Consider the following 18,003-nt stretch of genomic DNA (forward strand, 5'->3'; position numbering starts at 1 on the left):
CGTGAGTAGAGCTGAACGAAAGCGCGATCATATTGCTCACGCCGTAGCAGGCAGTCGTAAAGAAACAAACGGATTTGAAGATGTTCGCTTTGTGCATACGAGTCTGCCCGAGATTGCTTTCAACGATGTTGATATTTCCACAACGATCGGCGGACTTCATTTAAGTTCGCCGATCGTTGTGAATGCAATGACCGGCGGCGGTGGTGAGGAAACAGAAAAGATTAACCGCTCACTTGCTCGGGCTTGTCAAATGACAGGGCTGCCCATGGCAGTCGGTTCACAGATGGCTGCTCTAAAGGATACTAAGGAGCGCCGGACCTATGAAGTCGTGCGCGAAACATATCCGGAGGGTTTGCTATTTGCGAATCTTGGCAGTGAAGCAGAACCTGAACAAGCAAAACAGGCTGTCGACATGATTGCCGCAGACGCATTGCAGATTCATCTTAACCCGATCCAGGAGCTCGTAATGCCTGAAGGGGACCGTGATTTTCGCGGTACTGTAGAGCGTTTACGAGCGATCAAAGAATCTGTATCAGTTCCACTGATTGTGAAAGAAGTAGGCTTTGGTATCTCACATGAGACGGCCGGCACATTAGCTTCAATTGGTGTAGAAGTGATCGATACCGGTGGAAACGGAGGTACGAACTTTGCAGCGATTGAAAACGTGCGCCGTGATGAGCCGCTCACGTTTTTTGAAAGCTGGGGCCTTTCTACAGCGGCCTCTGTAATCGAAGCTCGATCAGGAGCAAACGAAGCTGATATTATTGCTAGCGGTGGGATCCGGAATGCAGAAGATGTAGGAAAAGCGGTTGCGCTTGGTGCAAACGCCTGCGGCATGGCTGGACGCATCCTCGAGGCAGTAAAAAGCGGCGGGGTCGATGCTGCAGTTGAGTCGATTAATCGTATGCACGGCACTTTGCGATATTTAATGACGGCTGTCGGCGCAAAAGACCTGCATGAATTACAGCAAGCGCCTCTTGTCGTTCAAGGAAGTACACATCACTGGCTGAGTGAACGCGGTTTGCGTTAAAAAGCCGGGGGGAGATTTTCGTCTCCGCCCGGTTTTTTCGTCTGTAATTTGGCAATCCTTGTACAAATACATGTGCAGTGGAGGCAGGCGATCGAGCAGTGTTGATATATTATGCGGTAAGTTGGTGCTTATGGGTCTTTGTTACGTTTTTTAGTCGTAAAGGCAGTCAACGTACCATCCAAGCTTTTGTCCTTTTAATATGTATAAGTACAGGTGCTTTTCAGTTACAGTTCGGGTTGATTTATGAATTAAACGGGCTTTATGTTGTAATATTTCTTACGTTAATTTTAAGTTTAGGTCGAAAAGGGAAGCACGTTTCATTTCTAGCTTCAAGTGCAGGTGTGTTTTTATATGCAGCAGGCGTACTTACAGTGTTTCACAGCCCGGCTGTGTTTTACGGTCCGCCTGCAGTAATGATTGCATTATTTTTATGCGTTCTTTCTTTTACGTTCAGCAAAAGTGAAGGCAGCGCTTGGATTATACTATTTTTATCGTTGTGGGCTGGAGAGAGTTTAACGGCTGTACTTCTTTTACCTTTAACTGAAACGATGCAACTTGGCAGTACGTTTTTATTTTTACATACGGCTGCTTACAGCGCGTTCGGTCTATATATGCTTCAGTCAAGTATAAGTTGGTTGAATGCAAATCCTAAGCAGCGGTATGAAAGCATACCAGCTGAGATTTACAAGCAAGCCCAGTGATTTTTAAGTGCAGGGTTTCTTTTCGTACGTTCACAAGGTATAGTGTCAACAGGTGTGTGTGATATAGGAGAAAGTGAGGGGTTTAAATGACAAAACCAACTGTGGCCATTGTCGGTCGTCCGAACGTTGGTAAATCAACAATATTTAACCGAATCATCGGTCAACGCATGGCCATCGTAGAAGATACGCCAGGTGTAACCCGGGATCGGATTTATGGAAATGCAGACTGGGTGAACCAAGAGTTTCACTTAATTGATACCGGCGGCATCGATACTGGAGATGAGCCCTTAATTGAACAAGTACGTTCGCAGGCAGAGCTTGCGATTGAAGAAGCAGACGTTATTTTGTTTGCTACAAACGGTCGAGAAGGGATTACACCGGCTGATGAAGAAGTTGCCCGGATTTTACGAGGGGCTGGAAAACCGGTTGTGATCGGTGTGAACAAACTTGATAATTGGCAGATGCAGGATTTCGTTTATGAGTTTTATAATTTAGGGATCGGCGAACCGGTTGCCATCTCTGGTTCACACGGAAGTGGCTTTGGTGACCTTTTAGATGAGATTGTTAAGCACCTCCCGGAAAAAGATGATGATCCTTATGATGAAGAAACGATCCGGCTCGCAGTGATTGGGCGTCCGAACGTTGGTAAATCTTCGCTCGTAAATGCGATTGTTGGTGAAGAACGGGTGATTGTAAGTGATATGGCAGGAACGACGCGCGATGCTATTGATACAGAGATTCACCAAGACGGTCAAGATTATGTGTTAATTGATACAGCAGGTATGCGTAAGCGTGGAAAAGTATATGAAAACACAGAAAAGTACAGTGTCATGCGGGCTATGAAAGCTATTGAGCGCTCCGATGTTGCCATTGTTGTCATTGATGGTGAGCAAGGAGTTATTGAGCACGATAAAAAAATTGCTGGACTTGCCCACGATGAAGGCCGGGGAATTATGCTCGTCGTTAATAAATGGGATGCGGTTGAAAAAGATGGTCGGACGATGAAGCAGTATACGGAGCTGCTTCGTGAAGAGTTTCAATTTTTAACTTATGCACCGGTCTTGTTTATGTCAGCAGCAACAGGTGCTCGTGTGCAGCATATCCTTCCGAAAGTAAAGGAAGTTGCGGAAAATCATAATATGCGTCTGCCAACGCATATCTTAAATGAAGTCATTATGGATGCTGTAGCTGTAAACCCGGCACCATCGGATAAAGGGCGGCGACTGCGTATTAATTACATTACACAAGTGTCGACTGCACCACCGACATTTACAGTGTTCATGAATGATCCGGAACTTTTCCACTTCTCATATGAGCGGTTTCTTGAAAATACGCTGCGACGTTCGTTTCAGCTTGAAGGTACACCGCTTCGGCTGCTTGCTCGAAAGAAAAACGATTAGTTTCAGCGCTAAAGGGTGAAGATCAGGACAAGCCCGCGCCGTACTAACACTTAAGCAGAGATAGAAAGGTGTGCGGTGAAAATTGGGCTGATGTCTAATCTGCTGCTTTGTAAAGATAGGGGGGAGCCGATGGATGTTGTAATCGCAGTATTGCTTGCGTATTTACTCGGTGCCGTAAGCTTTAGTTATGAGATTACAAAGAAAGTGAAAAAAATTGATATACGAACGACTGGAAGTGGTAACGCAGGTGCGACAAATACAATGCGAATCCTGGGTACCGGTCCAGCAATTATCGTTTTATCTTTAGATATTATTAAAGGAATTGCAGCAGTATGGATTGCGCGCGGACTTGAACAGATGGCTGTACTTCCGACACTTTTCCCGGCTGTGGCCACGGAAGGTCTTGCTCCGGCACTTGCTGGGTTTGCGGCGATTCTTGGACATAACTGGCCAGTGTATTACGGCTTTCGCGGGGGTAAAGGGGTAGCAACAACTGTCGGTGTTGTGGCTTCACTCGTATTTTTCCCGGCGATTTATGTCGGTCTTGCGGCGATTGCCGCGATTATCGTTACGCGGTATGTTTCCTTAGGATCACTCATTTTTGGCGTTTTCACACCGGTGGTATTATGGTTTACGATGTCGCATTACGATCATCCGCCGCCGTACTTCTGGTTCAGCGTGGCAGTAGGTGTGCTCTTAGTGTATCAACACCGGACAAATGTTGTACGTTTGCTGCGCGGTACAGAAAGTAAGTTAGGTAAAAAATCATCGTAAGGAGGGGTCGCATGCCAGCATCTGTAGCAGTGCTTGGTGCGGGCAGCTGGGGTACAGCGCTCGCTGTCGTATTGTGTGATAATGGTCATAAGGTAAAGCTATGGGCGAGGCGGGAAGAACAAGTGCAAGAAATTAATGAGCAAAAAACAAATGAAGCCTATCTCCCGGGCCGCCGCCTGCCTGATCAACTCGAAGCAACCAGCTCGATTCAAGAAGCAGCTTCCACAGCTGATGCAGTCGTTTCCGTCGTTCCGACAAGTGCAGTACGTGAAACGATGCAGACATTAAACGGCGTGGTTCAACATCCGGTGCTGCTCATCCACGCTACAAAAGGCATTGAGCCAGGTTCATTAAAACGGGTTAGTGAAATGATGGAAGAAGAGCTCGAAGAACGTACCGTGCGCGGGATCGCTGTCCTTTCCGGTCCAAGTCATGCTGAAGAGGTGAGTGAACGGCAGCCAACGACCGTTACAGTATCCTCAGCTGAATTGAAGCATCAGGAAGAAGCCCAGGATTTATTTATGACCCAGCACTTTCGCGTGTATACAAATCCGGATGTGATCGGTGTTGAACTCGGTGGAGCATTAAAAAACATTATTGCCCTTGGTATCGGTATGACTGACGGCCTTGATTACGGAGATAATGCGAAAGCAGCTTTGATGACGCGTGGCTTAGCAGAAATCACCCGGCTCGGGAGCCGCCTTGGTGCGGACCCATTGACATTTTCCGGACTTTCCGGGCTTGGCGATTTAATCGTTACCTGCACGAGCGAGCATTCACGTAACTTCCGGTGCGGACGCATGTTAGGTGAAGGTTGGAGTTTAGATGATGTGCTTGAACAAATGGGAATGGTCGTTGAAGGGGTGAAGACGACAAAAGCAGTTCAGTCGCTAGCCGCCTCATATGACGTTGAGATGCCGATCACAGATGCCTTGTATGAAGTATTGTTTAATGGCTTGGATCCAAAAGAAGCGAGCGAACGGTTGATGGGCCGCGTGAAAAAACGAGAAGTTGAGGATCTCGGCCCGTCAAATTCTACGCAGTAACATACACTTTTTCAGCAGAAGGGCATAAGATATGCTGAATGCTGAAAAAGGGGGAATGGCCGTGCGCCATCAAAACGACAAGAATGTATTTGACCAAATTCATTCAAAAACGAACGTAGACCAGGATGATTTGTTTCAATTGGCCGGTGCAGTGAATGATGCAGATTTGCAGAACGAAGAAACCGTGCGTCGTTTAATTCACGATGTGAGCCGGGTTGCTGGTGTACCGGTTTCAAAAGAAAAAGAAGAGCAGCTCGTCAAAGCGATTTTAAACCAAGATGTACCGCTTGACTTTAACTCCCTGTCGTCGCTTTTTCCAAAAGACTAAAACAGCTTAGGGCCGCTCCTTAACCTGGAGCGGTTTTTAAATTTGACGGCTTGTTGAACTTGATGAACAAAAACCGGTTACATATGGTATAATGTAGCGCGATAAGGAGGATGGTCGATGACACCGCTTGAAAATATGTGGTTTTCATTTATTGGTTTAGGTTTAATGTTTGTATCTGTTGTACTAGCGTTGTTCGGCAAGTCAAAACTAAGTGGTATTCTGCGGTTTATTGTAATGTCATTCTCATTTGTATGCTTAGTGATTGCCGGCATTATTACGTTTATTATTGTTATACAAGGACCGACCGCCGATTATTAACGGCGGTGAAAGCTGAGGTGAGAAGCGATGCAGTTCATGTATAAAGCAGCTTTTGCTTTCGTTATTTTAATTTTAACTGCCGGCTGCTTTTACCCCGGCAGCAGCGAAAGCAGCGTGCCGCACGATACGCAGCTTGAGGAAGTGCAGGCAGCAGTAGATCAATATCAAGACGATCAAGGTGTACTTCCGCTTCAAAACCGGGATGCGGATACACCGGAGTTAGAGCGTTATGTTGTTAACTTTCGGGAGCTTGTGCCGCGGTATTTGGCAGAGCCGCCACCGAACAGTTTTGAAGAAGGCGGAATTTATCAGTACATGCTGATTGACGTTCAAGAAAACCCGGAAGTAAAAGTTATGGACTTAAGCATGATGGACGACATTCAATCGTTTCAGCAGGAAGTAAACCGCTACATTCAAGCCAATGATTTTGCGCCGCTTGAGGATGCGCTAGGTGAGAATGTTTATGCTGTAGATGAAGATTCATTGTCGGTAAGTGAAGCGTCGGTAGAGAGTCCGTATTCAGGCAACCCGCTGCCGCTTAGGGTGAATCAGCACGGTGAGGTAATCGTAGATTATGCCCCGGACATTTATCAAAAACTTGAACACGAAGAGGTATCTGTTGATGATTATGATGACCTCCGCGAAATCCTGCTCGAAAATGAGCCATTCATTCCGATGTTCTCTGTCCCTTATGAATTAGATGAGGGTGAACTTGCTTACAGCTCTTATGAACCAGAAAGTGTAGAAGGTCCTGACCTCGATGAAACCTCTCAGCCGTAAAATGCTGAGAGGTTTTTTATGTCCGTGGTAGTCATAACACATGGACAACATCATACACTTTACTGTCTGGCATAGGTGGCAGAAGCCGGTGCATTAAGATGGGAGGGGGAACGCAGGTGGAAAAGACCGATGTGTTTAAAGATATTGCCCAGCGTACCGACGGCGACATTTACTTAGGTGTTGTCGGAGCGGTGCGAACGGGAAAGTCGACATTTATTAAAAAGTTTATGGAACATGTGGTGCTGCCGCGGATGGAAAGTGACGTTGAACGTGAGAGGGCCCAGGATGAGCTGCCGCAAAGTGCTGCCGGCCGCACAATTATGACAACTGAGCCCAAATTTGTCCCTAATCAAGCTGTTGCCTTGAGCGTGGACGAAGGTCTTGATGTGAATGTGCGTCTTGTAGATTGTGTCGGCTATGCCGTAGAAGGTGCAAAAGGATATGAAGATGAAGAAGGGCCGCGAATGATCAGTACGCCGTGGTTTGAAGAGCCGATCCCATTTCAAGAAGCTGCTGAAATCGGAACCCGAAAAGTTATTCAAGAACATTCCACGCTAGGCGTGGTGGTAACATCTGACGGGTCCATCGGTGATATTCCGCGCGAAGATTATGTTGAAGCAGAGGCAAGAGTAATTGCAGAGTTAAAAGAAGTCGGTAAGCCGTTTATTGTCATTGTTAACTCTGTACGCCCGCATCATCCGGACACAGAAAACCTTCGCAGTGAGTTGAGTGAAACGTATGACATTCCTGCATTAGCATTAAGTGTGGAAAGTATGACCGAGCATGACATTCACGGTGTACTACGCGAAGTATTATTTGAGTTTCCGGTGCATGAAGTGAATGTGAACTTGCCGAGCTGGGTGATGGTACTTCGTGAAGATCACTGGCTGCGCAAAGAATATGAAACATCAGTTCACGAAACTGTGAAAGATATTAAGCGTCTGCGGGATGTGGACCGGGTTGTCGGGCAGTTTGCCTCAGATTTTGAGTGTATTGAAGATGCACGTCTTGCTGGTATCGAAATGGGTGAAGGTGTAGCAGACATTGATTTATTTGCCCCGGATGACTTGTACGATCGGATTTTAAAAGAAGTGGTAGGGGTCGAAATTCGCGGGCGGGATCATTTGCTGCAGTTAATGCAGGATTTTGCTCATGCAAAAGATGAGTATGACCAAGTCTCGGATGCGCTGAAAATGGTGAAGCAGACCGGTTATGGTATCGCAGCTCCAGCCGTTACAGACATGAGCCTTGATGAGCCGGAGATTATTAAACAAGGTTCACGGTTTGGGGTCCGCTTAAAGGCTGTTGCGCCATCAATTCATATGATTAAAGTTGATGTAGAGTCAGAGTTTGCACCTATCATCGGCACAGAAAGGCAAAGTGAGGAACTTGTCCGCTATTTAATGCAGGATTTTGAAGAGAATCCGCTCTCGATTTGGAATTCAGACATTTTCGGCCGCTCGCTGAATTCAATTGTCCGCGAAGGGATTCAAGCCAAGTTATCGCTTATGCCGGAAAATGCACGCTATAAATTAAAAGAAACGCTTGAGCGTATGATTAATGAAGGATCCGGCGGTTTAATCGCCATTATTTTATAAGTTACAAATTGAATACGTCTGCATCAACTCAGCTTGTTAAGTTATACTTAGCAAGCTGAAGACTGGTGCTCAAGTACAAATTCTTAAATTCACGAACAGCTTACTGCTCGCTTCCCATGATTTAAGGCCGGCGCGTAAAAAACTGCTGATTACAACTGCTCTTCTAAGTGATGTTTAAGAGAATTGTATGTAAATAAAAAACATCACAGCTTAGAAGATATCGTGTGCGAAAACAATTACACTTTAAAAAGCCTTTCTTACAGTCGTGTTATAGGATGACAAACTCATTGATCTATTTCACTGACGCTGTTTACGACGTTTCATTTTTATAAGATGAAAGCTGCGTATTTTGTTATATTGAAATCATGTCAGGCTGACGAGCACCGGTGACGCCACCAGGAACAGCACGAGCCGGAAATCCTGCAGGAAGTGTGCTTCTGCCGAGGAAATTGAGGCCGTGCCTTGGGCAAGCATCCGCCGAAAAGTGACGTCAGCCTTCACTTTTCAAAAGTGTGTACAGAAGCTGACTTTTCACTCCATAACATACATAAAATGCGCTCATTTTGCTTTTAGCCGCGGGCTATGCTAAAATTTTCAACGATTACAATTCGCAGTTTGGGAGGGGAAGCTCTTGAGCAGTTTCGACCATGAAAAAATCCAGCAGGCGGTACGGATGATGCTTGAAGGCATCGGAGAAGATCCGGACCGTGAAGGGCTGTTAGATACACCAAAAAGAGTTGCTAAAATGTATGAAGAAGTTTTTCAAGGTCTGTATGAATCACCTGAAGAGCACTTAATGACAGTGTTTGGTGAAGATCATGAAGAGCTTGTTCTTGTAAAAGATATCCCATTTTATTCGATGTGTGAACATCATTTAGTCCCGTTTTACGGTCATGCTCATGTCGGTTACATACCAAAAGATGGAAAAGTCACAGGGTTAAGTAAACTTGCCCGGACAGTAGAAGCTGTCACCCGCCGCCCGCAGCTGCAGGAGCGAATCACTTCCTCTGTGGCTGAAGCGATCCGGGAAACTTTAGCACCGCACGGCGTTATGGTCGTAGTTGAAGCAGAGCATATGTGCATGACGATGCGTGGGGTGAAAAAACCTGGTGCTGTAACCGTTACGTCAGCGGTAAGAGGAAGTTTTGAAACAGATGCTGCCGCCCGTTCGGAAGTTTTAGCGTTTTTAGACCGTAACTCCAAGCCCGGCGGTTAAACTGAAGAGGAGAAAGAGGGGAGTCGCTATGAGTCGAGAGCAGGACTTTTTTGTGATCAAAGCTGAAGAAGATGGTGTGAATGTGATCGGTTTGACGCGCGGTTCGGACACGCGCTTTCACCATTCTGAAAAGCTTGACCGCGGTGAGATTATGATTGCCCAATTTACAGAACATACATCCGCGGTAAAGGTTCGGGGAAAAGCGGTTGTTCAAACGAGCCACGGTGAAATGAAAACCGAAGATTAACCCGGACGAACCGTATTTCAGCCCGGCGGCCGATATGCTATAATGAAAGTGCTCGAATGGAACGGATGGATGTCGGCCGCGGCTGGAAAGGCGGCAGAATTTGGAGGACCGTAGGAATGAAAACGAATGCAGTTCAAACGATGGATACGGCTGACTTAGAGGCTGAGTTTCGTGCATGGCGGCACCACCCGTATGTAGCCGCGCATATTACAGAACCGGAGCCTGACCGTGACCATATTTTATTTTTAAAAAACATTATTAGCACGAAAGATATGCAAGTACAGGAAAAGCGTGAACGCATTTTATCTGCGCTCTTAGTGCAGGCTGCCCTGGATATGCATGAGGAAGTGACGCTTCAAGACACGTCAACGGACGAAATGCGAAAAAGGCGGCAGTTGACCGTACTAGCGGGAGATTATTTCAGCAGCTTGTATTTTTATTTCTTAGCAAAGCTGAAAGATACAGAAGTTGTACAAGTATTCAGTCGCTCCATTCAACATATTAATGAACAAAAAATGCGGCTGCACCAGCAAGAAGAGACGACTTTAAATGGGGTAGCGTCGCTCGTTCGTGAAATTCAGGCAGGTTTGTTGAAAAATTTATCAGCGTATTATAATCAAGCTGTTCTCGGTGAAACCGCAGAGGCGTTTCTAGGCTTGAAAAAAGTTCATGCAGCAAAAGCGACTTACTCCTGTGGTGGAGAATGTCCGCTCTTAACAGCAGTTCAGGAAGCTGCTGCCTGGCCGACCGGAGATGGACAGGCCGTGGAAGCCCGCCTGGCTGACCTTGAACTGGCGTTTATCGAAGAGCTCGCGCATTACCGGGAAAAAGCAGCGCCGTTGTTAAATGAAGATGTTACTGCACGGATTGATGAATTAATCGCAGCATCTAACGCTGCAAGTAAAGGATGAATCGCGTGACGACAAAAGAAGAAAAAGTACACCAAGTGTTTGAACGCATCTCCGGACAATACGATAAAATGAACAGCATTATCAGCTTTCAACGACATAAAGCATGGCGTCGGCGCGTTATGGAGTGGATGCGGCTGCAACCGGGGGACGCAGCCCTAGATGTGTGCTGTGGTACCGCCGATTGGACCCTTTCATTAGCTGATGCGTGTGGACAAAACGGTCGCGTTGTCGGGCTCGATTTTTCTGAAAACATGCTCGATATTGGTCGAGAGAAAGTTCGTGATGAGGCTCTGCCACAGGTGGAGCTGATCGTAGGTAATGCTATGGAACTTCCTTTTGCGGATGACTCATTTGAAGCGGTGACCATCGGATTTGGTCTTCGGAATGTACCGGATATGGATCAGGTCATTCAAGAAATGCAGCGCGTACTTAAGCCCGGGGGCGAAGCGGTTTGTCTTGAGACATCGCAGCCGGAGGTCCCGGGCTATAAGCAGGTATACAATATGTATTTTCAACGGGTGATGCCGTTATTAGGCCGCATGTTTGCAAAAAGCTATGATGAGTATGCATGGCTGCAGGAATCAACAATGTCGTTTCCGGATAAAGACGCATTAAAAGCTCGTTTTGAAGCTGGTGGTTTTCAAAACGTATGGTACACATCGTTTGCCGGCGGGGCTGCTGCGGCACACTTTGCGTATAAACCAGAGGTGTAAAAAGATGAGCATAATTGTAAGCTGGATTATGCAATGAGGCGAAGGTGAACTTAATGAAGCTTGCAGATTTATACGAATATTTACAAGCCGATATTCAAAGAATTGAAGAAGAACTTGAGCGCTCCGTGACAGCGGAGCATCCAATCCTGCGCGATGCTTCAGTTAACTTGCTGAAAGCCGGGGGAAAGAGAATCCGCCCGGTTTTTGTCTTGCTTGCTGCAAAGTTTGGCCGCTATGATATTGAAGAAATTAAACATATTGCTGCGCCGCTTGAACTCATTCATATGGCTTCGCTCGTTCACGATGATGTCATTGATGATTCAACGATGCGCCGCGGGCGGGAAACAGTGAAATCGAAGTATGATAACAAAGTGGCGATGTATGCCGGAGATTATATCTTTGCCAAAGCGGTGGAGCAGACAGCCAACTTTGATGACCCGGATATTCACTTTACAATTTCTCATGCCATCATGGACATGTGCATTGGCGAAATTGAACAAATTCGTGATCAATACAGCTGGGAGCAGAACCTTCGCATGTATTTGCGCCGGATTAAACGTAAAACGGCACTGCTCATTGCAGTGAGCTGTAAACTTGGTGCGATGGCGGCTGGGGCGAGCAAAAAAAATCAGCGTCATTTATATGATTTTGGCTACAACGTTGGGATGGCTTTTCAAATTACCGATGATATTCTGGATTTTGAAGGTACAGAAGAAGAGCTCGGCAAGCCGGCAGGTGGAGATTTGTGGCAGGGGAATGTAACATTGCCTGCACTATATGCCATGCATCATGACCCTGAAGTGAAACAGCGCGTGCAAACAGCCTTTGCCGGTACGCTGCCGGATGAGGCGGGCTTGAGTGAACTGATCCGTGATGTGAATGAGAGCGGGGGTATCAGCTACGCGAAAGAATTAAGCCGCAAGTACTTAGCAAAAGCGTATGCTGCTTTAGAAGAACTGCCGGATACGCAGGAGCGCACGTCATTAACGAATATTGCACATTATATTGGCCGGCGCAGTTATTAAGCGCCGGCATCTATTCAACCAAAAATGATAACGCATTCAATTTTTGAATATATGATACTATTTTCAATGTTGTGTAATATGAAAGGGTTTGCTATACTCAAGAAGGTTATGCCAATTTAAGCAGAAAGAGGGATACATATGGAACAAACATTTATCATGGTAAAGCCAGACGGCGTACAGCGGAATTTGATTGGTGAGATCGTTCAGCGGTTTGAGAAGAAAGGCTATACGTTAAAAGCAGCTAAGCTTATGGACGTATCTAACGCACTTGCTGAAGAGCATTACGGTGAGCATAAAGATAAGCCGTTTTTTGGAGAGCTTGTCGGTTTTATCACCTCCGCGCCGGTATTTGCAATGGTTTGGGAAGGCGAGAATGTTATTAAAACAGCCCGTTCAATGATGGGATCAACAAATCCGGCAGAGGCACAGCCTGGTACAATCCGCGGTGACTACGGGGTCGAGGTAGCTAAAAATGTCATTCACGGATCGGATTCACCAGAAAGTGCTGAGCGTGAAATTGGTTTATTCTTTAATGAAAGCGATATCTTAAGCTACAAAAAAGATATTAACAGCTGGGTATAAGGCAAAAAGCCGCTCCTGATCATTCAGGGGCGGCTTTTTTCGTTATTGGCAACGTCTGTTTCCGGTGCAAAAACTATTGTATAATGGAAAAAGATTAAGTGAAGAGAGGGTTTGTCAATGGCGGATACTTCAGAAGAGCAGGATTATTTGCAGTTCATTCAACGTGTTTATGCAAAAACGGGCATCGACCTTTCGCTATATAAAGAAGCGCAGATGAAACGGCGGTTGACTTCTTTTTATAAAAAGCACGGTTTTCAGTCTTTTCGAGATTTTTTTCAAGAAGGTCTTGAGAGCAGCCCTGAGCTTTTAAGTAAATTTTTAGAGCGGATGACGATTAATGTGTCGGAATTTTACCGCAATCCGCAGCGGTGGGACGTTTTAGAAAATAAAATCATGCCTGAAATTGTCCAGAACAACCGTCAGACGAAAGTATGGTCAGCCGCGTGCTCCAGCGGGGAGGAGCCTTATACACTCGTGATGATGATGAATAAGTTCTTCCCGCTTTCTGCCATCCAGGTTGATGCAACCGATATTGATAATAGCATTCTTGACCGAGCGAGATCAGGTTTTTATACTGACAAATCGCTGAAAGAACTCGGTCCGAATTCGATTCAAACATACTTTGAAAAAGAAGCTTCAGGGTATCGGGTGAAAGATGAAGTAAAACAAGCCGTCAATTTTTCACGTCATAATCTACTTGCTGACAATTACGGCAGCGGTTATGATCTCATCGTCTGCCGCAATGTACTTATTTACTTTACAGAAGAGGCAAAAACGCATGTCTATCACGAGTTTTGTAAAGCCCTTAAGCCCGGTGGTGTATTGTTTGTCGGCAGCACCGAGCAGATTTTTAATCCAGAAGCTTATGGGTTTCGTACCTTGGATACGTTTTTTTATCAAAAAATTTAAACGGTCCGGCTAAAACCGGGATGCGTAGAGAAATGAAATATGTTATGATTTAGTGCATAAAAGCGTTAAAGAAACAGAGAGGTTCATATTTGGAGGAGAGATATTTATGCGGTACGTAACATCAGGAGAATCGCACGGTCCGCAGCTGACTGCGATCATTGAAGGTTTGCCGGCGCAGATGGAACTGCTGGCTGAAGATATTAATCAAGAACTCGCCCGTCGCCAGGGAGGCTACGGGCGTGGTCGGCGCATGCAAATTGAAACAGATACAGTTGAAATTAAAAGCGGTGTGCGGCACGGCAAAACGACAGGTGCACCAGTTACGCTCGTTGTGGAAAATGACGATTTCAAGCATTGGGAAAAAGTGATGGGCGCCGGTCCTCTTGAAGAAGATGATGCTAAAAGTGTTGAGCGTAAGCGTATATCCCGCCCGCGACCAGGCCATGCCGACTTAAACGGTGCATTGAAGTACGGGCATCGCGATATGCGCGATGTGCTTGAGCGCTCTTCGGCCCGGGAAACGACGGTCCGGGTAGCTGTCGGTGCTGTTGCGAAAAAGTTCCTTGCCCACTTAGGCATTGATGTTGCAGGGCAGGTGCTTGAAATCGGCGGCGTTAAAGCTGAAGAAACCTCCTATTCGTCTATTAAAGATTTACAAGCACGTACGGAAGCATCTGACGTCCGCTGTCTTGATGAAACTGCGGAAGAAAAGATGAAAGAAGCAATAGATGATGCAAAAGCTGAAGGTGACTCAATCGGCGGCGTCGTGCAGGCAGTTGTTGAAGGTGTGCCGATTGGATTAGGGAGCCACGTCCACTATGACCGCAAATTAGATGCAAACATTTCTCGTGCGGTTATGAGCATTAATGCGTTTAAGGGCGTGGAGATCGGGATTGGTTTTGAAGCAGCATCACTTCCTGGCAGCCAGGTTCATGATGAAATTGCTTATGACGAAGAAAACGGCTATTACCGAAAGTCGAACAATCTCGGTGGATTTGAAGGCGGTATGACAAACGGCATGCCAGTAGTGGTGCAGGGAGTTATGAAGCCGATACCGACGCTTTATAAACCTTTACAAAGTGTTGATGTGGAAACAAAAGAGGCGTTTAATGCCAGTATTGAACGTTCCGACAGCTGTGCTGTACCTGCTGCTTCTGTCGTTGCTGAACATGTTGTGGCATGGGAGATTGCTGCAGAAATTTCGCGTACGTTTGAAAGCGACCGAATGGATGTGCTGCAAAAATCAGTTCAAGCACACCATGAAAGGGTGCGCAATGACGAATGAAAACAGTTGAAATCACAGGTGAAAACTTTCGTTACGAAGTAAATATTGACGAGGGGCTGCGCTTTAAGTGGCCCCGCTTATTTTCAAATGAGTGGCAAAGTGAGTGGACACGGATCATGGTGATTAGCGACGATGCAGTTGCGGCGCATTATCTTGATGATGTCATCAGAGCAGCGCCGGAAGAAACGCCGGTGTCTTCTTTCATAGTGCCTTCTGGTGAACAGGCAAAGAGTTTCAGTTGGTATGAAGAAGGTTTAACCGCCTGCTTAACACATGGATTAGACCGAAACTCTGTTATTCTCGCCCTTGGCGGCGGCGTCGTTGGCGATTTGGCAGGGTTTATTGCTGCAACGTACATGCGCGGGATATCATTTATTCAAATGCCGAGTACTTTTCTTGCCCATGACAGCAGTGTCGGTGGTAAAACAGGCATCAATCATCCACTCGGTAAAAATATGGTCGGTGCTTTTCATCAGCCGGCCGGCGTCGTTTATGATACGTCCATGCTGCAGACGCTGCCGGAAAAAGAGTGGCGCTCTGGCTTCAGCGAAGCTGTAAAACACGGTTATATTCAGCGTCCGGCATTTTTGAGCTGGTTGAAAGAACATGTGCAAGAGATGGAAGATTTAAAGCAGGCTGATTTATCAGAAATTTTAGCCCGTTCCATTCATGTAAAAGCAGGTATTGTTCGTGAAGATACGTTTGAAAGCGGTGTGCGTGCTTTTTTAAACTTTGGGCACACGATGGGGCATGCGCTTGAGAAACACCTTGGTTATGGCAAAGTGACTCACGGTGAAGCTGTAGCATCCGGTATGATTTATGCAATGACAGTCGCTCGGCACCTCGGTTATCAAGGGCTGGATCCTGAAGTCGAAGCAGACTGGTTGAAAAACTTCGGGTACGAACCGTGGTTATTTCAACAGTTTGATCCGCAGGCTTTGCTTGAAGCGATGAAAAAAGATAAGAAAACCGAAGCTGCCGAAGTAAGAATGGTGCTTTTAGAAGAGACCGGGCTGCCGATCAAGGTGCCGGTACGAGATGAGGATTTACTGAAATGTATGAGTGAGCCAAAGGGGAAGAGGTAATATGCGCGGAATTCGAGGAGCAACAACAGCAGAAACGAATGAAAGCAGCGCGATTTTAACAGCAGCCGAAGAAGTTTTGCGTGACATGGCTGAAAAAAATAACATTAAAGCAGAAGATGTTGTGCACATATGGTTTACAGTAACGACAGATTTAACTGCGGCTTTTCCGGCAAAAGCGACTCGGAGCCTTGAAGGCTGGTCGTATGTTCCGGTCATGTGTGCCACAGAAATCCCAGTACCAAACAGCCTGCCGCGCTGCATTCGAGTGATGATGACGGTGAATGATGACCGGCCGCAGGAAGATATTTGCCACGTGTATCATAAAGATGCGGTTCAGCTTCGGCCGGACCTTATAAATTGACACGAAGCAGCTGAAACGATAGGATACGTGCAAACGAAGCTGAACACGTGTAGTTGAGTTGAGAGAAGGAGAGCGAAAGATCAGCGGAGCCTTTGCTATTGAAAGATGCAGAGGTAAAAGCATCCGGATGCGTTCGCGCCGGGTGTTTCTTTGTTCCACTGATGCTTTCGAAATTGAGATGAGGTGGAAAGATGACAACATACGAAACATTTCAAGCGCAAGCAGAACAGTACAAAACGGTACCGTTTGCCTCAAAGATGTTTGCTGATGAACTTACGCCGATCGGCATGTTTCAAAGTGTCGAGCGTGAAGCTGTTTATTTATTAGAAAGTAAAGATGATACTTCACCTTGGGCACAGTTTTCGTTCATCGGCTTAAATCCGCGCTATACGTTAACTGAAGCAGACGAAGGTGGTTACGCACTTTTTGATGAGAACAACAAGTGCTGTGCCATAGGTGCTGATCTTGCAGCCGTTTTTGAAGAAGCGATGAAGTGGATTGATCCGGCACCGGCTTCAGTATCACTTCCGTTTAAAGGCGGAGCTGTTGGTACGATACCGTATGATGCGGTGGAAGATTTTGAGCCACGACTGCAGAATGGTGCGAATGCTGAGCCGAAAACGCCGGTGACATTTTTATTTTGCGAAACATTGATTGCTTATGATCACGCGAAAAAAGAAGTCACTGTCATTCATTACGCAGAAACGCCAGCTGATGCAGAAACAGCTGAAGCAGAAGTGAACCGGGTACTTGCAAAATTAAGTGAACCACCTGCTGCTGTTATGCAGCGAACACCGCCGCTTGATTTAGCGGCAGATATTGATTTTTCCAAAGTAACTTCGAATTATGAACGCGAGCAGTTTGAAGCTGATGTTGAAAAAATCAAAGAATATATTCATCAAGGGGATACGTTTCAAACCGTGCTCTCGCAGCGGTTTGAACGTTCGTTGAACGTATCAGCGTTTTCGGTGTACCGGGCGCTTCGTATGGTGAACCCGTCGCCGTATTTATTTTATTTAACGATTAACGGTGTTGAAATTGTCGGCAGTTCGCCGGAGCGCCTCGTTGAAGTGCAGGATCAGCAGGTAGAGATTCATCCGATTGCCGGCACCCGAAAACGCGGCGCAACCAAAGAAGAGGACCTTGCTTTAGAAGAAGAGCTGATGAATGATGAGAAAGAGCGGGCAGAGCATTACATGCTCGTAGACTTAGCTAGAAATGATGTCGGTCGGGTGGCTGCTTACGGCAGCGTGAACACGCCGACCCTGCTTGAAATTGGACGTTTCTCTCACGTTATGCATATTGTCTCGAAAGTAACTGGTGAACTTGCTGAACACATGCATCCGTTACAAGCCTTAACCGCCTCGTTTCCAGCCGGTACAGTTTCTGGGGCACCGAAAGTGCGGGCAATGGAAATTTTACAGGAGCTTGAACCTACGCGGCGCGGTATTTATGCCGGTGGCATCGGCTACTTCGGCTATGACGGCAATATTGACTCGTGTATCGCGATCCGCACCGTGCTTATTAAAAATGGCACAGCTTACGTTCAGGCAGGGGCAGGCGTTGTGGCAGATTCAGATCCGGCGATGGAATATGAGGAGACAGTAAATAAAGCTAAAGCTTTATTTAAAGCGATTGAGACAGCTGAGCAGGCTTTTGAGCCAAAGCATGAAGTTGAATGAAGAAAGGAAGAG

Annotated in this window: 20 protein-coding genes; all 20 read left to right on the forward strand. The window is 46.3% G+C overall.

Features of this window, described 5'->3' with window-relative positions; translation table 11 throughout:
* Position 1 precedes the first annotated feature (1 nt).
* On the forward strand, positions 2-1,030 hold the full coding sequence (fni, locus tag B0H94_RS03225) for a type 2 isopentenyl-diphosphate Delta-isomerase (RefSeq protein WP_106587808.1): 1,029 nt from the start codon (positions 2-4) through the stop codon (positions 1,028-1,030).
* A 98-nt stretch (positions 1,031-1,128) separates the two neighbouring features.
* Positions 1,129-1,731, forward strand: a complete 603-nt coding sequence (locus tag B0H94_RS03230; RefSeq protein ID WP_106587809.1) for a YphA family membrane protein — start codon at positions 1,129-1,131, stop codon at positions 1,729-1,731.
* A gap of 86 nt (positions 1,732-1,817) precedes the next feature.
* The gene (der, locus tag B0H94_RS03235) at positions 1,818-3,131 is read left to right on the forward strand and encodes a ribosome biogenesis GTPase Der (RefSeq protein ID WP_106587810.1); all 1,314 of its coding nucleotides are present in this window, start codon (positions 1,818-1,820) and stop codon (positions 3,129-3,131) included.
* 129 nt (positions 3,132-3,260) lie between these two features.
* Positions 3,261-3,905, forward strand: a complete 645-nt coding sequence (gene plsY, locus B0H94_RS03240) for a glycerol-3-phosphate 1-O-acyltransferase PlsY (RefSeq protein ID WP_106587811.1) — start codon at positions 3,261-3,263, stop codon at positions 3,903-3,905.
* An 11-nt stretch (positions 3,906-3,916) separates the two neighbouring features.
* The gene (locus B0H94_RS03245) at positions 3,917-4,951 is read left to right on the forward strand and encodes an NAD(P)H-dependent glycerol-3-phosphate dehydrogenase (RefSeq protein ID WP_106587812.1); all 1,035 of its coding nucleotides are present in this window, start codon (positions 3,917-3,919) and stop codon (positions 4,949-4,951) included.
* A 55-nt stretch (positions 4,952-5,006) separates the two neighbouring features.
* The gene (locus tag B0H94_RS03250) at positions 5,007-5,279 is read left to right on the forward strand and encodes a stage VI sporulation protein F (RefSeq protein ID WP_106587965.1); all 273 of its coding nucleotides are present in this window, start codon (positions 5,007-5,009) and stop codon (positions 5,277-5,279) included.
* 117 nt (positions 5,280-5,396) lie between these two features.
* Entirely contained in the window at positions 5,397-5,597 is a 201-nt protein-coding gene (locus tag B0H94_RS03255) for a DUF2768 domain-containing protein (protein WP_106587813.1), read from the forward strand.
* 27 nt (positions 5,598-5,624) lie between these two features.
* The gene (locus tag B0H94_RS03260) at positions 5,625-6,377 is read left to right on the forward strand and encodes a hypothetical protein (RefSeq protein ID WP_181315234.1); all 753 of its coding nucleotides are present in this window, start codon (positions 5,625-5,627) and stop codon (positions 6,375-6,377) included.
* A 116-nt stretch (positions 6,378-6,493) separates the two neighbouring features.
* Positions 6,494-7,975 (forward strand): stage IV sporulation protein A, encoded by a 1,482-nt coding sequence (spoIVA, locus tag B0H94_RS03265; protein ID WP_106587814.1) that lies wholly within the window; start codon positions 6,494-6,496, stop codon positions 7,973-7,975.
* 631 nt (positions 7,976-8,606) lie between these two features.
* Positions 8,607-9,191 (forward strand): GTP cyclohydrolase I FolE, encoded by a 585-nt coding sequence (gene folE, locus B0H94_RS03270; protein ID WP_106587815.1) that lies wholly within the window; start codon positions 8,607-8,609, stop codon positions 9,189-9,191.
* 28 nt (positions 9,192-9,219) lie between these two features.
* Positions 9,220-9,438 (forward strand): trp RNA-binding attenuation protein MtrB, encoded by a 219-nt coding sequence (gene mtrB, locus B0H94_RS03275; protein ID WP_106587816.1) that lies wholly within the window; start codon positions 9,220-9,222, stop codon positions 9,436-9,438.
* A 116-nt stretch (positions 9,439-9,554) separates the two neighbouring features.
* Positions 9,555-10,349 (forward strand): heptaprenyl diphosphate synthase component 1, encoded by a 795-nt coding sequence (locus B0H94_RS03280; protein WP_181315235.1) that lies wholly within the window; start codon positions 9,555-9,557, stop codon positions 10,347-10,349.
* A gap of 5 nt (positions 10,350-10,354) precedes the next feature.
* Positions 10,355-11,062, forward strand: a complete 708-nt coding sequence (locus B0H94_RS03285; RefSeq protein ID WP_245893889.1) for a demethylmenaquinone methyltransferase — start codon at positions 10,355-10,357, stop codon at positions 11,060-11,062.
* Between the two features lie 53 nt (positions 11,063-11,115).
* Positions 11,116-12,087 (forward strand): heptaprenyl diphosphate synthase component II, encoded by a 972-nt coding sequence (gene hepT, locus B0H94_RS03290; RefSeq protein ID WP_106587819.1) that lies wholly within the window; start codon positions 11,116-11,118, stop codon positions 12,085-12,087.
* Positions 12,088-12,225: 138 nt separating this feature from the next.
* A complete protein-coding gene (ndk, locus tag B0H94_RS03295; protein ID WP_106587820.1) occupies positions 12,226-12,669 on the forward strand; it encodes a nucleoside-diphosphate kinase in 444 nt (147 codons plus the stop codon).
* Positions 12,670-12,786: 117 nt separating this feature from the next.
* On the forward strand, positions 12,787-13,578 hold the full coding sequence (locus B0H94_RS03300; RefSeq protein WP_106587821.1) for a CheR family methyltransferase: 792 nt from the start codon (positions 12,787-12,789) through the stop codon (positions 13,576-13,578).
* Positions 13,579-13,684: 106 nt separating this feature from the next.
* A complete protein-coding gene (gene aroC, locus B0H94_RS03305) occupies positions 13,685-14,863 on the forward strand; it encodes a chorismate synthase (protein WP_106587822.1) in 1,179 nt (392 codons plus the stop codon).
* Complete coding sequence (aroB, locus tag B0H94_RS03310) at positions 14,860-15,948, forward strand: 3-dehydroquinate synthase (RefSeq protein ID WP_106587823.1); 1,089 nt, start codon at positions 14,860-14,862, stop codon at positions 15,946-15,948. The genes aroC and aroB overlap by 4 nt, the downstream gene beginning before the upstream one ends.
* Position 15,949: 1 nt before the next feature.
* Positions 15,950-16,309, forward strand: coding sequence for a chorismate mutase (gene aroH, locus B0H94_RS03315; RefSeq protein ID WP_106587824.1), 360 nt, complete (start codon positions 15,950-15,952; stop codon positions 16,307-16,309).
* A 191-nt stretch (positions 16,310-16,500) separates the two neighbouring features.
* A complete protein-coding gene (gene trpE / locus B0H94_RS03320; RefSeq protein WP_106587825.1) occupies positions 16,501-17,991 on the forward strand; it encodes an anthranilate synthase component I in 1,491 nt (496 codons plus the stop codon).
* The last annotated feature ends 12 nt before the right edge of the window (positions 17,992-18,003 follow it).

Source organism: Salsuginibacillus halophilus (genome assembly GCF_003014715.1).
Lineage (GTDB): Bacteria > Bacillota > Bacilli > Bacillales > Marinococcaceae > Salsuginibacillus > Salsuginibacillus halophilus.

What these genes read in the sequence shown, in the direction of transcription:
- der (WP_106587810.1), top strand. Translation starts at nt 1,818, where the DNA reads ATGACAAAACCAACTGTGGCCATTGTCGGTCGTCCGAACGTTGGTAAA.
- plsY (WP_106587811.1), top strand. Translation starts at nt 3,261, where the DNA reads ATGGATGTTGTAATCGCAGTATTGCTTGCGTATTTACTCGGTGCCGTA.
- B0H94_RS03245 (WP_106587812.1), top strand. Translation starts at nt 3,917, where the DNA reads ATGCCAGCATCTGTAGCAGTGCTTGGTGCGGGCAGCTGGGGTACAGCG.
- B0H94_RS03250 (WP_106587965.1), top strand. Translation starts at nt 5,007, where the DNA reads ATGGCCGTGCGCCATCAAAACGACAAGAATGTATTTGACCAAATTCAT.
- B0H94_RS03255 (WP_106587813.1), top strand. Translation starts at nt 5,397, where the DNA reads ATGACACCGCTTGAAAATATGTGGTTTTCATTTATTGGTTTAGGTTTA.
- B0H94_RS03260 (WP_181315234.1), top strand. Translation starts at nt 5,625, where the DNA reads ATGCAGTTCATGTATAAAGCAGCTTTTGCTTTCGTTATTTTAATTTTA.
- mtrB (WP_106587816.1), top strand. Translation starts at nt 9,220, where the DNA reads ATGAGTCGAGAGCAGGACTTTTTTGTGATCAAAGCTGAAGAAGATGGT.
- B0H94_RS03280 (WP_181315235.1), top strand. Translation starts at nt 9,555, where the DNA reads ATGAAAACGAATGCAGTTCAAACGATGGATACGGCTGACTTAGAGGCT.
- hepT (WP_106587819.1), top strand. Translation starts at nt 11,116, where the DNA reads ATGAAGCTTGCAGATTTATACGAATATTTACAAGCCGATATTCAAAGA.
- ndk (WP_106587820.1), top strand. Translation starts at nt 12,226, where the DNA reads ATGGAACAAACATTTATCATGGTAAAGCCAGACGGCGTACAGCGGAAT.
- B0H94_RS03300 (WP_106587821.1), top strand. Translation starts at nt 12,787, where the DNA reads ATGGCGGATACTTCAGAAGAGCAGGATTATTTGCAGTTCATTCAACGT.
- aroC (WP_106587822.1), top strand. Translation starts at nt 13,685, where the DNA reads ATGCGGTACGTAACATCAGGAGAATCGCACGGTCCGCAGCTGACTGCG.
- aroB (WP_106587823.1), top strand. Translation starts at nt 14,860, where the DNA reads ATGAAAACAGTTGAAATCACAGGTGAAAACTTTCGTTACGAAGTAAAT.
- aroH (WP_106587824.1), top strand. Translation starts at nt 15,950, where the DNA reads ATGCGCGGAATTCGAGGAGCAACAACAGCAGAAACGAATGAAAGCAGC.
- trpE (WP_106587825.1), top strand. Translation starts at nt 16,501, where the DNA reads ATGACAACATACGAAACATTTCAAGCGCAAGCAGAACAGTACAAAACG.